This is a genomic window from Microcoleus sp. PH2017_09_SFU_O_A (assembly GCF_020738625.1).
Classification (GTDB): Bacteria; Cyanobacteriota; Cyanobacteriia; order Cyanobacteriales; family Microcoleaceae; genus Microcoleus.
Window position 1 is genome coordinate 37,300 of sequence record NZ_JAEQCF010000038.1, and the last position, 15,345, is coordinate 52,644.

Annotated in this window: 9 protein-coding genes; 5 read left to right on the forward strand and 4 right to left on the reverse strand. The window is 44.1% G+C overall.

The genetic code is table 11. The annotated features are described in order from the left end of the window. Positions 1-98 precede the first annotated feature (98 nt). A complete protein-coding gene (locus JGK16_RS16010) occupies positions 99-599 on the reverse strand; it encodes a peptidoglycan-binding protein (RefSeq protein ID WP_293182851.1) in 501 nt (166 codons plus the stop codon). A gap of 1,083 nt (positions 600-1,682) precedes the next feature. On the opposite strand from JGK16_RS16010, the gene JGK16_RS16015 reads away from it, so the two are divergent. After that, positions 1,683-7,565 (forward strand): AAA family ATPase, encoded by a 5,883-nt coding sequence (locus JGK16_RS16015; protein WP_293182849.1) that lies wholly within the window; start codon positions 1,683-1,685, stop codon positions 7,563-7,565. A gap of 21 nt (positions 7,566-7,586) precedes the next feature. Beyond that, positions 7,587-7,844: a hypothetical protein gene (locus JGK16_RS16020; protein ID WP_293203264.1), complete on the forward strand. Its 258-nt coding sequence runs from the start codon at positions 7,587-7,589 to the stop codon at positions 7,842-7,844. Here the strand turns inward: JGK16_RS16020 and JGK16_RS16025 are convergent. The 3 genes from JGK16_RS16025 to JGK16_RS16035 all read right to left on the reverse strand — a co-directional run bounded on the left by JGK16_RS16025 (position 7,825) and on the right by JGK16_RS16035 (position 11,247). After that, positions 7,825-9,819 carry a DICT sensory domain-containing protein gene (locus JGK16_RS16025; protein ID WP_293191329.1) on the reverse strand — a complete coding sequence of 665 codons (1,995 nt, stop codon included), beginning with the start codon at positions 9,817-9,819 and terminating at the stop codon, positions 7,825-7,827. The genes JGK16_RS16020 and JGK16_RS16025 overlap by 20 nt on opposite strands. 181 nt (positions 9,820-10,000) lie before the next feature. After that, complete coding sequence (locus JGK16_RS16030) at positions 10,001-10,312, reverse strand: DUF2973 domain-containing protein (protein WP_293148252.1); 312 nt, start codon at positions 10,310-10,312, stop codon at positions 10,001-10,003. Between the two features lie 605 nt (positions 10,313-10,917). Beyond that, positions 10,918-11,247, reverse strand: a complete 330-nt coding sequence (locus JGK16_RS16035; RefSeq protein ID WP_293182843.1) for a DUF2605 domain-containing protein — start codon at positions 11,245-11,247, stop codon at positions 10,918-10,920. A gap of 403 nt (positions 11,248-11,650) precedes the next feature. Here JGK16_RS16035 and thrS point away from each other — a divergent pair, with 403 nt between their 5' ends. The 3 genes from thrS to JGK16_RS16050 all read left to right on the forward strand — a co-directional run bounded on the left by thrS (position 11,651) and on the right by JGK16_RS16050 (position 15,333). After that, on the forward strand, positions 11,651-13,477 hold the full coding sequence (gene thrS / locus JGK16_RS16040; protein ID WP_293182841.1) for a threonine--tRNA ligase: 1,827 nt from the start codon (positions 11,651-11,653) through the stop codon (positions 13,475-13,477). Positions 13,478-13,604: 127 nt separating this feature from the next. Beyond that, positions 13,605-14,393, forward strand: coding sequence for a DUF4058 family protein (locus tag JGK16_RS16045; RefSeq protein ID WP_293182839.1), 789 nt, complete (start codon positions 13,605-13,607; stop codon positions 14,391-14,393). A 142-nt stretch (positions 14,394-14,535) separates the two neighbouring features. After that, a complete protein-coding gene (locus tag JGK16_RS16050; RefSeq protein ID WP_293191331.1) occupies positions 14,536-15,333 on the forward strand; it encodes a DUF4058 family protein in 798 nt (265 codons plus the stop codon). Positions 15,334-15,345: the final 12 nt, after the last annotated feature.

Below are 15,345 nucleotides of genomic sequence, written 5' to 3' on the forward strand. Positions count from 1 at the left end.
TTCGGGTACTGGTCGGGCACCCAAAGCATCGCACATTGCCCAATTCCTCACACGCGATCGCACAAATCTGCCCATATATTACCGAGCAGCACCTAACCCTAAGTCAAGAACCAATTAGGGTCATAGCCGCGCGGAATTTGACTCAAAGCAGTCCAAGTTTCTTGGTTGACAATCCCGTCGGCCTCGATCCCAAAGCTTTTTTGAAATGCGCTAACAGCCCGATCAGTCAAAGTGGCAAATTGACCGTCAATAGAGCCCCGATAGTGCTGGGAAATGGTCAGAACTTCTTGAACAGTAGTGACTGCTTCCCCAGAACTGCCGAATTTAAGTACCGGCATATTCACAGGAGCTTCAGTATAAAGGGCCTGCCAAGTCAGCGGCCCGACAATGCCGTCCGGCGACAAGAAAACCCGATACTGAAACAGTTTCACAGCAAATTCAACTGATGAGTTAAAAATTCCTTTTACAGGCTGCCGGTAAACCCGCAACTTGGTTAACATTTGTTCGAGTTCCAATACCGCTTGACCTTGAGAACCTAATTGCAGTTGTGGCTTAGTAATAGCTTGTTGGGTAGATTTCATCTTGGTTGTAAATGACATATTGATTTTCCTCTAGGTTTGAGTATTCCGATCGCAAAAAAGTTTTTCCGGGCGAAATATGGGCATCCTCAACTTTTCACGAATCAACACTGACGCCCGCCCGTGTCTCAACAGATTCGATCGACTGCAAGCCCTCTCCAGACTTGTGGCCCTTCCGACTTAACGCTCCCAATATCCCGGTAGTGCTCTGCCGCCCAACCCTTTATTTTGCCTAAAAGCCGGGTTTAAGACGCAAGCACGTCCTGAATCTGCTTTGATACTTTCGATCCTAAGGCCCAACACCGCCGGGTCGCATCACCTGTAAAAGCTATCTCGCGGGGTGAGAGGAGGTATAGCACAATACGGTTTACTTAAGATGGTCCTTCGATAGGAACGAAGCAATCTCCGTATCTATTTTTCATAGGTTTTACCCCCAGGGCGGTCTTAAGTAAACGGTATTGGGGTATAGCAGCGGAGGCGAGTTCTGCTTTGAAAACTTCTTAACTTTATTCCAGCCAGCGAACCAATATTTTCTTTAAAAACCGAGTTTTTACGCAAGTTTTTTTGATCTACATTACTAACTGCCTACAAAAATAGTTTATAGCTAAGTAATATCCACAGCTTGTACGCTCAAATGATATTAAAGTCCTCGGTAATGTCCACAATGTGTACCTACAATCATATTGATTGTGCAAGTGTAAAAACCAAGTGTTTCTGTGATTCTTTGTTATATCCAGAAATCTCCCAATCCTGCAATTGCTTTCCCCAACGCCCCGCGAGCAGCTATTTATCTACGCCCTAACTTTTATTATTAAAATTTAATAAAGTCATTTACAATGATGGTGGGATGCTGTATGATTTCATTTAAAGGCTGTAACACTTCCACCATAAAAAAATTAAGAGTTGCAATTTCTAGGTCGCTAGACCTCTTAAAACAAACACCTGCTAAATACGTAAGTAATTTTAAGATTGTGCGATCGTTCGATACATCGCTGCAACCTGCGGCTTTGTAAAGTAGCGATCGCCCGCCATTCATTGGGGTTCCATATGTGCCATTCTCTAATTAATTCGGCATTGATTTATAATCAACTGGGAAAATCTACTATGCTGCCAGCTTCAGGGATTTCTGGTTACAACTTACAAGAGCTGATTCACCAAGGAACTAACACAGTTATTTATCGAGCCATATCGACAGCAGAAAAACAATTAGTCATTCTCAAAGTCTTAAACACCGACTGCCCGACCCTAGAACAGAGCGCCAGTTTAAAACACGAATATCAAATCACAAAACATATCGACTCAGAGTATGTCATCAAAGTCTATCGACTCGAAATCCATCCTTTTTGCTTAGTGTTAGTATTAGAAGATATCGGAGGGGTATCCCTGAAATATTGGATCGAAAACTTAGAACATCAACCAGAATTAGCCGAGCCCGAAACCGACAATCTAGAGGCGAATGCCACGCATTACCAATTATCGATTGCCGATTTTTTAAACATAGCCGTATCCTTGGCAAAAGCTTTAGTATTGCTGCATCAAAATCAAATCATACATAAAGACATTAAACCGGATAATATTATCATAAATCCCCAAACAAAGCAAGTAAAACTTGCTGATTTTAGCATCGCTTCGCGGTTGAGAAAAGAACAAACACACTCAAAAAATTCCGATCGCCTAGAAGGAACCCTGGCATATATGTCCCCCGAACAAACCCGGCGCATGAACCGTTCCATCGACTACCGCAGCGATTTCTACTCTCTCGGCGTCACCTTTTACGAATTACTGACAGGACAATTACCATTTACCAGCAGTGACCCGTTAGAAATGGTACACTGTCACATAGCCAAACCACCAGTTCCCCTGCAACAACTCAACCCACAAATTCCCATAGTTTTGACCCAAATTGTGGCAAAACTCATGGCAAAAAATGCCGAACTTAGATATCAAACTGCCACAGGATTATTAGCAGATTTAGAACGCTGCCAAAATCAAATAAAGAATTCAGGGACAATTTCTAACTTTATTCCCGGACAACTAGATGCCCTGAGTCAGTTGTCAATTCCTCAGAAACTCTACGGACGAAACACAGAAATAGCACAATTATTAGAAGTGTTCGATCGTGTCTGCAAAGGCAGCGGTGAAATTGTCCTAGTCAGTGGCTATTCCGGCATCGGCAAATCTGCATTAGTTCATGAGATTGTCCGTGATATAACGCGGCAACGTGGCTATTTTATATCTGGTAAATGCGACCAGTTTAAGCGGAATGTTCCCTACGCTTGTTTCACTCAAGCTATGGGTAACTTCGTGCAGCAAATTTTGATGGAAAGCCCAACTCAGCTAGTAGCATGGCGACAAAGACTACTCAACGCTTTGCAGAAAAATGCTCGAATTGCGATCGATGCTATCCCGGAGTTACAATTGATTTTGGGCGAACAACCTCCCGTACCCGAACTCGGTGCTATTGAATCTCAAAACCGCTTCAACGGAGTGATGAAGAAGTTTGTCCAAGCAATTGCAACAGCCGAACATCCTTTGGTAATGTTTCTCGATGACTGTCAGTGGATGGATGCTGGAAGCGTTAATTTGTATCAACACAACTGCACCGAAGAAAATCCTTACTTCCTGCTTATTCTTGCTTATCGAAATAGCGAAGTAAGTCCGAGCCATCCCTTTATGTTGGCAAATGAGGCAATGAGGGCCGCAGGAATTGCGATCGCCAATATTCACCTGGAACCCTTGGCAATTTATGAAGTAAATCGATTAGTTTCTGACACTTTAAACTGTTCTCCTAGAAAAGTCGCATCCTTGGCACAATTGCTGCTCGAAAAAACTCAGGGAAATCCTTTCTTTTTAAAGCAGTTATTGAAGTCACTGTCTCAAGAAAATTTTCTGATATTTAATATAGAACTTGCAGAATGGGAATGGGACACCCAAGAAATCAAACAGCAAAATATTTCCGAAAATGTAGTTGATTTAATGGCTCATAAAATTCAATATTTATCTGAACAAAGTCAGACAATTTTACAATTAGCTGCTTGTATAAACAACGAATTTAATCTGGATATATTATCAGTAGTGAGCGAACAATCTTTGACTAAAACAGCACAATATTTGTGGGAAGCGCTAGAATTAGGGTTGATTTTGCCTGTAGATGACGCCTATCTAGTACCACAAGTATTTGAGCAATGGGAATTAGAAAAGTTGGCTCCAATAATTGGCAAAGTGCGCTACAATTTTTTGCACGATCGGGTTCAACAAGCCGCTTATGTGATGATTCCTGAGTCCCAAAAACAATCAGTTCACTGGAAGCTGGGACGTTTGTTGTTGGAGGGGAGCAATGAAGCTGAACGTCAAGAACAGATTTTTGATATTGTTAATCATTTGAACTTTGCTCGCGAATTCATTGCTAATCCTGAAGAACTTTATGAATTAGCACAATTAAATTTACAAGCAGGTAAAACTGCTAAAGCTGCTTCGGCTTTTGAAGATGCGCTTACTTTTTTCCAAGCTGGGTGCGACTGTTTGCCTGTCTCAAGTTGGCAAGATAATTATAGCTTGAGTTTTGCGCTAAATTTAGAGCTGGGTGAAGCAGAATATTTAAATAGTAACAATGATGCAGCTTTAGCAATTTTTGACCGGATTCTGACCAAAACTCATACTTTGTTAGAACAGTGTGCGATCGCAGAATTGCAAATAACTTGTCTGCGGATGAAGAATGACTTATCTGCCGCTTATGAGTTAGGGATTGAAACGTTAAATTCTTTGGGGGTTGAGATTGAACCTTACCCGGATGATGAATTTCTAGCCCGAGAATTAGCAGAGACGAAGAGGATGATCGGGCGATCGATCGATATATTAGCAGATTTACCCAAACTTACCGATTCGCTACAACTAGCAGCTCATCGAATTTTGAAAGAACTTTTCCCGATCGCCTATTTTACCAGTCCCAACGCTCAATATCTCTGCGCGATGAAGTTTGTACAAACAAGCATTCTGTACGGGAATTCACCATTTTCCGCCTTTGGTTACACTTTGTACGCCTTTACTTTGGTCAATAAATATCGCGAAATCAAGGCGGGCTGCGCCGCCGGAGAACTCTCGCTCAATCTCTACGAAGGCTGTGACAATAAAGAGTTAGGTACTTGTATTTTTCATATGTGGGGGGCTTTAACTTTACATTATATGAAATATATCGATGAATGCAAGCCTTTTATGCTCAAAGCTTTCAATAGCGGTTTAGAAACAGGTGCTTATCAATGGTCGGGATATGCTTCGATTAATTATCTATGGGTCTGCTTTTTTGGCAACGAGTCTTTGAGCAAAGCTACAGAAATTGCCGATCAATTTATTCCAGCGCTTTCAAAGGTCGATCGCAATATGCTAGCTTATCACTTGCTGACCAAAAATGCGATCGCCCAACTGACTAGCTCACCAGAAACCTACCCAGAGCCGGAAACCTTCATCGACGAACACCAGCTTTTAGAATTTGCCAAATCCTCAGCCGATCTTACCACTGCTTTTGTCATCTATCTTTACAAGCTCACCCATGCTAATTGGTTTGGCGAAGTCGATCGCGCCTTAGAATATGCTCTCTTCGGCGCGGAATTTTTGAAAGGCGGTGCCGGTCATTTTGTCAACCCGGTTTTTCGGTTCCATCACGCGATCGCCCTAGCTGCTGGTTGCACAAACGCCAATGATACCGAGTACAAACTATACCGAAAACAGCTCACTATTAGTCTGGAGAATTTTCGAGATTTGGCAGAACACTGTCCTGCAAATTATCTGCACAAATATTCATTAATTCAGGCAGAAATCGCGAGGTTGTCAGGAGACAGCCATACAGCAGCACAACATTATGATTGGGCGATCGCCTCCGCCCTCAAAAATGGCTTCGTCCAAAATGCTGCCCTAGCCAATGAATTAGCTGCCAGATTTTATATAACACAAAATCGTGCCAATCTCGCCAAAATTTATCTCAATGATGCCCGTTTTTGCTATGTCGAGTGGGGTGCAACCGCCAAAGTTCATCAACTAGAACAATCTCATCCAGATTGGTTTAACAAAATCAGCGACGATCGGATCGCTATAAATACAACTGCGACTACCGCCACTGATGCCAATATTTTTGATTTGAAAACAGTAATCAAAGCTTCTCAGGCTATTTCTAGCGAAATCGTCTTAGAAAAATTGTTAAAAAAACTGCTGCATATTATTTTAGAAAATGCAGGCGCTCAAACCGGGTGTATTCTTTTGGAACGAGACGGATACTTGTTCGTTGAAGTGTCGGATAGCGACCCGCATAATTATGCAATATTTGAAGAATTCCACCCAGTCAAAAATAACTACAAAGTCCCTCTTTCTATCGTCAATTATGTAGCAAGAACTCAGGAACCTCTGGTACTAATCGATGCAACTAAAGAAACACTTTACCAATTCGATACATACATTCAGCATCAGCAACCGAAGTCAGTTTTGTGCGCGCCAATTGTCTATCAAGGAAAGTCAATCGGTATAGTTTATCTAGAAAATAACTTGGTCGCTGGAGCCTTCACTGACGAAGGTTTGACACTTTTGGAAATGTTGACCGCACAAGCAGCAATTGCTATTGCAAATGCGCGTTCCTACGCTAGCGAACAAGATAAATCCCGCCAGTTAACTGAATCCCTACAAAACTTGCAACAATCTCAAGCCGAACTCGCTCAAAAAGAAGAGGAGTACCGCAGTATTTTTGAAAGTGTAGCAGACGGACTTATCTTAATAGATTTGGAGACTAGAAAATTTGCGGCAGCAAACCCGGTAATGTGCGAAATGTACGGTTATTCTATGGAGGAATTCTTGAGATTAAGTCCTTTAGATCTCCTGCACCCAAAGTGCCTACATTTATTCGATGAGTTTATGACAACCGTTAGCTTGCACCAAGAATTTTATTGTGAAGCTGTCGTGCTGCGAAAAGACGGTACAGAATTCGATATTGAGGTAAGAGCAAAGTTTTTTGAATACAGAGGGAAACCCCACGCTTTGTCAATCATTCGCGATATCAGCCAGCGCAAAGTAGCGGAACAAGCTTTACAAACATCAGAAGCTCAACTGAGAGAGAAAGCTGAAAATTTAGAAGCCATATTGATCGAACTGCAACAAACTCAAGCACAATTAGTTCAAACTGAAAAAATCTCTCAACTCGGACAACTGGTAGCTGGAGTAGCCCACGAAGTGAACAATCCTATTGGCTTTATTTCTGGGAACTTGCACCACGTTCAAGAATATATTGGTGATTTAATTAACTTGGTGAATATTTATCAAGAAAACTTTCCAGAACCGGGAGCAGAAATTGAACAGGAAATTGCATCGATCGATCTACAATATCTATTAGCCGACTTGCCCAAAACTACGGCGTCCATGAAGATGGGAATCGATCGCATCCGCGACATTATGCAATCTCTGCGGAACTATTCTCGTAGCGACAGTCAGGAAAAAAGAGCAGTTGACATCCACGAAGGCATTGAAACTACTTTAATGATTTTATCTCACCGCCTCAAGGCTAAGCACAACAGACCGGCAATTAAAATCATTAAACATTACGGTGAGTTGCCAACATTAAAATGCCATCCCGGGCAAATAAATCAAGTATTTATGAATTTGATTGCTAATGCGATCGATGCTGTGGAAGAATTTAACGCGGGCAAAACCTACGCAGAAATTGAACAAAATCCCAATATAATTATGATTTCTACCGTGGGTGTTTGCCAGCAAAAACTGGAAATCATCGATACAATTGTGATTCAGATTGCTGACAATGGAATGGGAATGCCGGAATCTGTCAGAGAAAAAATGTTTGCGCCATTTTTTACAACTAAAGCAGAAGGTAAAGGTACGGGATTGGGACTGTCTATTTGCCATCAGATAGTCACTGAAATACATGGGGGAACTTTGGAATGTTTGTCTTCGGTAGGAGGCGGAACAGAGTTTGTGATTGGTCTTCCGATTTAGGGGAGTTATTGGGCATGGGGCATGGGGCATGGGGCATGGGGCATGGGGCATTGGTTATTGGTTATTGGTTATTGGTTATTGGTTATTGGTTATTGGTTATTGGTTATTGGTTATTGGTTATTGGTTATTGGTTATTGGTTATTGGTTACGTCATTCGTCATTCGTCATGGGATCAGACGGCGGTTGAAACCGCGTCTACACAAACGAAACCTGCCTCCGCAGGTTGAACATCGGACGGCGGTTGAAACCGCCCGGTCTTCTAAACAATTGGAATGGTAAAGTGAAATTCACTTCCTCGGTCTTTTCCTGGGGAATCTACCCAAATTTTACCGCCCCAGCCGGCAACAATTTGTTTGCAAATTGCTAATCCCAAACCGGTGCCGCCGGCGCTGCGCCGCAATGCTCCTTCTTCTTGATAAAATCGATCGAACACTACTTTCAAACTATTCGCCTCTATTCCCCGCCCTGTATCGGCTACAAGCACTTCCACCATGCGAGAACCGTTGCATTTCGCTCTTATGGTGACGCTTCCCTGGGGTGTGGTGAATTTGCAGGCGTTGTCTAGGAGTTTGGACAGTACCTCCACTAACCATTCGCCGTCTGCTTGCACTAAGGGCAATTCTGCGGACACTTCGGCGATAATTTGTGGTAACTGTCGATCGACTCCGCCGCGCGATCGCACGCTGCTGAGGGCCAAGTCAACGCATTCTTGCAGCGTCAGCGATTCTACATTCCATTTAACTCGCCCGCTTTCTAAGTGAGAAAGTGTTAAGAAATCCTGGACGAGTTTCCGCATTCGATCGGCATCTCCGAGGGCTGTTTCTAACATGATTTGCCGCAATTCTTGGGGCATATCTGGCTCGGAGTTCAAACTTTCTAGACACACTTGAATGGTAGAAAGTGGGGTGCGGAGTTCGTGGCCTGTGATGGCAATTAGATTGCTGCGAGTGCGGTCTAATGCTTCTAATTGTTGGTTGAGTTCTTCTAAGTGAGCGTAGGTTTCGGCTTGAATTAAGGCTGCTCCGAGTTGGGTGGCGATCGCCTCTACGAGAGCAATTTCGTCTTCTTCCCAAGGCGAAGTCGATCGGCATTGGTGCATTTCCACCATGCCCAAAACCCGCCCTTGATAAAGCACCGGCACTATTAACCAAGAGACAATCTGCCAATTTTTGACAATTTCGCCCAGGGATTTTGTATTGACAATCTGCGGGTGTTGTGCTGTCTCTTGGATGTAAACTCGCTCTTGTCGCGCTACCGCGTCCCGAAATATGGGATTTTCCTGCAACGGCCAAGTCTCGTTTAGCACAGAAGTAGCGCCGGCACGCAAAAATTCGCGATCGATTTTGACCGCCGCATCTGCTGCTTTGCACCGATAAATCAAACAGCGGCTTGCTGACAGGGCTGTTCCCAGTTCAGAGACTGCGACTTCGACGATTTCTTGCGGGTTGAGAGACTGCCGCATTGCCGTTGTAATTAAGTTGATCAGGCGTTCTTTGCGTTCTTGGGCGGCGATCGCGCTGTATGCTTTCAGAAGTTTGTGCTGACCTGATTGCAAGTAGGTGACTAAGCGTTCGGCAAAAGCGTCGCTCAATTTGGGATTGGGAATTCTTGAGTTTTTTGACGCACTTTTCGCTGGTTTTGCCGCTTTGTCTGCGGCGGATTTCCGCGTTTTTTTGGGTTTTTTGCCCAGATTGTAAGTTGTGCGCGCTCGATCGATCTTTTCGGCCAATTCCGGGCGATATTTGACAATTTTATCGAGCAACAATTCGGCAGCTTTGCAGCTTACCTCTCTGTCGAATGTCCAAATTCCTTCAAATCGGCGAGCTTGATCCATCAACAGCGGGCTGCGCTCGTCTTGGTTGTCGATCGGCACAATTTTTTCTTGACAAATCAGACAAGTTGAGTAATGTTGCCCAACCACCACTAAGTGCCACTCTTTACTTAAGGCATCTTCCGCTGCAAACGCCACATTTTCGTGACATTCCGAGGAATTTTTAAACTCAGTTTCCGGTGCAGCCAGCACGTATACCTGAGAGGATCGATCGGCAATGCGCCGGTAGCGGTGAGCTTCTTGGCGGTAGAAGCGCTCTCGCTGAAAGCTGGCAATCACTAGGGGTTCGTCGTCGGAACCCGCCAAAACCAAGTCTTCCATCGCGTGAGACAGCGCTGTCATGGAAGATTTGAAATAAATTTGTGCCCGGAGTTGGGGCAAAGCTTGCAGAAGTTCTGCCAGTAGCGAAATTGGGACGATCATCTAGCCTTAAACGTGCATTTTTGCCGATGACAAAACAGGAGCGATCGACAGTCAGTTGAGATCGATCCCTTTTAAGTATCTCTCAAAACTAACTACAAATTGGCCGTTAGCGAGAAACTAACGGCCAATTATTTTTTTAGGGCGATCGCCCGTAAGTATAAATGCTGGGAACGCGATCGAATCAGGCTAGCTCGCCGCCTTCGTCACTGCCGCCGGGAGATGATTTGTAAAGAGCATCTAATTGTTCGCGCGCGTCTTGGACAGTCAGCGAACGCATCACTAATAGCGGTTCGTTAACAATATTTCCGTATTCGTCTAACAGTTCTGGATGGGGCACGGCTTGAGAGCGAGGATAGGATGCGTAGCGATTATTTGCCCTGAATTGTTGGGGGCGCTGGGACTCCATACCTACGGTGACTAGACTGCGGATTAAGTTACTGACGGCCAAAAAGGCAAGAACGGTGAAAGCTAAAATATAAAGCAGGTGTAACATTATTTTCTCCTCCGGGCTCTGATAGCCACACAGCAATTTACAAAAGTGTTTCAGCAAGTATTGACACTCCCGGGCGTAAACGCGGGGATTCTTGGTTCACTGACATACCTTTAAACTATTCATCCCTTCGGCAATATTTAAACCAAAAACCCGTCCAATTGAACGAAGCTTCGAGCCTAATTTGAATAGTCCCAGAGGGCTTGTCTCCCCAAGCGTTAAGGGATTATTCCCTTTGTTTCCGTATGCCCTACGGTACATCTAACTACTAAGATTTTGAGTTTTCTGGTATGGGTGCACGATGGCTACCCTAGCTATGTTTTTGTGGTTTTCGCCACCCACGAGACATTATTGTTTCCTAGCCAGTCGTTTTGGGTTTGGTTATCCATTTGTGCTAGCGGTTATTCTACCTGTATCTATTTGTAGTATAGGGTACTATTTGGGAAACTTTTAGAACTTTTTGGAAATAAAAACTTCCTAAAACGACGGGGTTTTAAACCCTATTTTCTGATAACTTATTAACTGGAAATCTGTTTGAGCTTGTCAAGTGGACGCGACATTTCCCAAGGTTGGGAATTTGACTGCGGGTTGAACTTGAACTTGCCTTTTTATTTTCCAGGGCGAGCTGACTGCTCTTTCCGAAAGCGCGCCGATACTTGCCAGCATTCGGCGAGCAGTCTATGCCACGGCATGAGTGCTGCGGTTTCAATTGCAACTTGCCCTCCGGTTGCTTGAAATAGAGCTTTAGCCGCGCCTACTTCTTGCTGAGCCTGTTTGACTCGCGCCAGCAAGTCGGATTGATCGTCGCCGCTCAGAAAATGAATTTCCTCAGTTTCTAAGAGAGTAGCCGATCGCTCGAACCAGTATTTAAAATCCTCTAACAGCGGTTCCAGTAGGGATTTGAGCAATTCTGATTCTGGCAAATTGGAGTTAAGCATTGATTAAAATTGGGTTATTTATCTATTCTAACCTTAAATGTACTTTACAAACTGTAACATTTTTTTTAACAAAAATTCAATAATTTCACAAAAATTAGCAGGTGAGTCAGTCCTGGACGCAACTGTCACATTAAAGGTATAAGGTACGTAGTTGCGCTTGGGCGCTCTTTCATATATCAAAGAAAGAGCGCCCAAGCGCAACTACGTACCTAAAAATTAAATTATTGTAGGGTGCGTCAGCGGGCTGAATGTAACTACCCCAGACTAAAGACTTTGCCCCGCTGACGCACCCTACGGTTAGTTAGCACTCCTGTAACAGTTCCCCAGCCGGAAGTCGGCGCTTGCTGTCCCAACCTGAGTAATATAGAAGCAAGTGCAACTAAATTAATTGATAATTCAGCCGATGTCTAGCTCAGAATCCATGAACGCTCCAGAAGAGTCCGTTAAGATAGAGTTGCTCCGCACGAGTGAGTCGGAACAACTAAAAAAAATTCGCCACACCACATCCCACGTTATGGCGATGGCGGTACAGAAATTATTTCCCAAGGCCCAAGTCACAATCGGCCCTTGGATTGAAAATGGTTTTTATTACGATTTTGATTGTCCAGAACCTTTTACCGAAAAGGATCTCAAGGCAATCAAAAAAGAAATGATCAAAATCATTAACCGCAAATTGCCTGTAATTCGGGAAGAAGTCAGCCGCGAGGAAGCGGAACGGCGCATCAAGGAGATCGACGAACCTTACAAATTAGAAATTTTGGCAGGTTTGATCGAACCGATTACTCTTTACCATTTGGGTGACGAATGGTGGGATTTGTGCGCTGGGCCCCATTTGGATAATACCAGTGAAATCAATGGAAGGGCGATCGAGCTCGAAAGCCTAGCAGGAGCATATTGGCGCGGCGACGAAACCAAAGCTCAATTGCAGCGAATTTACGGCACAGCTTGGGAAACTCCCGAACAATTGGAAGCCTACAAACACCGCAAAGCAGAAGCCCTAAGGCGAGATCACCGCAAACTCGGCAAAGAATTAGGCTTGTTTATTTTTGCCGATCCAGTCGGCCCAGGCTTGCCTTTGTGGACGCCCAAAGGCACTATTTTGAGAAGTATTTTAGAAGACTTCTTGAAACAAGAACAAATCAAACGTGGCTATCTACAAGTTGTGACTCCCCACATCGCCAGAGTCGATTTATTCAAAATCTCTGGACATTGGCAGAAATACAAAGAAGATATGTTTCCGCTAATGGCAGAAAATGCAGAAGCGGCGGCAAACGAACAGGGTTTTGTAATGAAACCAATGAACTGTCCGTTTCACATTCAAATTTACAAAAGCGAACTGCGTTCCTATCGGGAATTGCCGATGCGCTTAGCAGAATTTGGCACAGTTTACCGCTACGAACAATCGGGAGAATTGGGCGGTTTAACCAGAGTGCGCGGCTTTACGGTTGATGATTCCCACTTGTTTGTCACGCCGGAACAGTTGGATGCTGAATTCTTGAGTGTGGTCGATTTAATTCTGTCAGTATTCAAGAGTCTGCAACTGAAAAACTTTAAGGCGCGTTTGAGTTTCCGCGATCCAGAAAATTTAGATAAATACATCGGTTCCGATGAAGCTTGGGAAAAAGCGCAAGGTGCCATCCGCCGCGCGGTGGAAACTTTGGGAATGAATTATTTTGAGGGAATTGGGGAGGCGGCTTTTTACGGGCCGAAACTCGATTTTATTTTCCAAGATGTGTTGGATAGAGAATGGCAATTAGGAACTGTTCAGGTAGATTACAATTTGCCAGAACGTTTTGATTTGCAATACGTTGCTGAAGACGGCACTCGCCAGCGTCCGGTGATGATTCACCGCGCTCCTTTTGGTTCTTTGGAGCGTTTGATCGGGATTTTGATCGAACAGTATGCGGGGGATTTTCCGATATGGTTAGCGCCGATTCAGGTGCGGTTGTTGCCTGTCAGCGAGGAGTTTTTGCCGTTTGCTAAGGAAGTGGAGGCGAGGATGAAGGCGCTGAATATTCGCGCGGAAGTTGAGAGTAGCGAACGTTTGGGTAAGTTGATTCGCAATGCTGAGAAGGATAAAATTCCGGTGATGTGTGTTGTGGGTGCTAAGGAGGTTGAGGCGAATAGTTTGAATATTCGGACTCGTGCTTCTGGGGAGTTGGGGGCGATTTCGGTTGATGAGGCGATCGCAAGGTTGCAGTCTGCTATTAGTAATTACGGGAATTTTTAGGGGAGTTTAACCGCAGAGGTCGGCGGATTAACGCAGATTAACGCAGATGATAGCTTGATATTGTCTGCGTTTTTATAATTCATTAGCTAAAATAGTAGAATTAGGTAAGTTAACAGGAGTTAAATCAATGGCTAATCCATTTCCGGGGATGAATCCTTATTTAGAAAGTCCTGGCTTTTGGAGTTCTGTTCATAATAGGTTGATAGTGGCAATAGCCGATTGGTTAACTCCGCAACTACTGCCTAAATATTTAGTAGATATCGAACAAAGAATTTATCAAATCAGTGGCGAAGATGCTTTACTAATTGGCATTCCCGATGTCACAATACAGCAGACACCGACTCGAAGAACCGAGAGTGATTCTAATGTTGCTGTCGCCGCTCCACCCGCCAAATCTTTGAAGGTAACAATACCTTTACCGCTGGAATTAAAAGAAACTTATTTACAGGTAGTCGAAATAGAAACTAAACAGGTAGTCACGGTAATTGAAGTGCTGTCACCCGCCAACAAACGTCCTGGTAAAGGGCGCGAAATGTACGAAAAAAAGCGAGAAAAGGTGTTTGGTAGTTGCAGTCATCTGGTAGAGATTGACTTGCTGCGAAGTTACCAACCTCTACCAGTTTTTGGCAATGAGATTGAGGCAAGTTATCGAATTTTGGTGAGTCGGGCAAATCAAAAGCCTTTGGGGGATTTGTATCTTTTCAATTTACCCGATACAATTCCTTGTTTTCCGTTGCCTTTGCGTGCAGGTGATGTTGAGCCGATCGTAGATTTGCAGGCGTTGTTGAATATAGTGTACGATCGCGCCGCCTATGATTTTAGAATCGATTATACCGCCGAACCCGTGCCGCCGCTTGCCGAACCGGATGCTGTTTGGGCTGATGCTTGGTTGCGGGAGATGGGAGTGAGAGGTTGATAACAGTGGTAGTTCGCATTAAAATCAAAGAAACCGGGTTTTTGGCAGTTTCTGGATGGTGTATCGATATTCAAAGGAAAAACCCGGTTTCTAGCCACCCCTGCATAAGTCCTAAGTAAGTCAATCAACAGGAGTTAAATCAATGCCTAATACATTTCCAGGGATGAATCCTTATTTAGAAAGCCCTGACTTTTGGTCAGAAGTACATAATAGGCTGATCGTAGCGATCGCAGATGTTTTAGTTCCCCAACTGGTGCCGAGGTATCGAGTGGCTATTGAAAAGCGAATTTATGAAATTAAGGGAGAACAATCGCTGTTAGTTGGGATTCCTGATGTTTCGATCCAGCACAATCCGATTCCTAGAAATTCAAGTACATCTAATGTAGCTGTCGCCACACGAACTACTGAACCTTTGAAAGTAAGATTAGCGATGTATGAGGAGGTGAAACAAGGATATTTGGAGGTGATAGATATGGCGACCAAGGAAGTTGTGACAGTAATTGAGGTGCTTTTACACGCTAATAAACCATCTGGAAAAGGGCGTGAAATGTATGAGAAAAAGCGGGATAAGGTGTTGGGAAGTCGGACTAATTTTGTGGAGATTGACTTGTTGCGGGGTTGGGAACCTCTCCCGGTTTTTGACAATGACAATGCAGCGAGTTATAGAATTTTGGTGAGTCGGAGCAATGAAAGACCGATCGCCGATTTATACTTATTTAATCTACCAGATGCGATCCCTTGTTTTCCGTTGCCTTTGCGCGCAGGCGATGTGGAACCAATGGTAGATTTACAGGCGCTGTTGAATACAGTGTACGATCGCGCCGCCTATGACATTACCCTCGATTATACGGCCCAGTTAGTCCCTGCACTTTCAGAATCCGATGCTGTTTGGGCCGATTCTCTGCTGCGCGAAACCAGCCTCCTGCCATCCGAAAGCTAAAAAAATCTACAC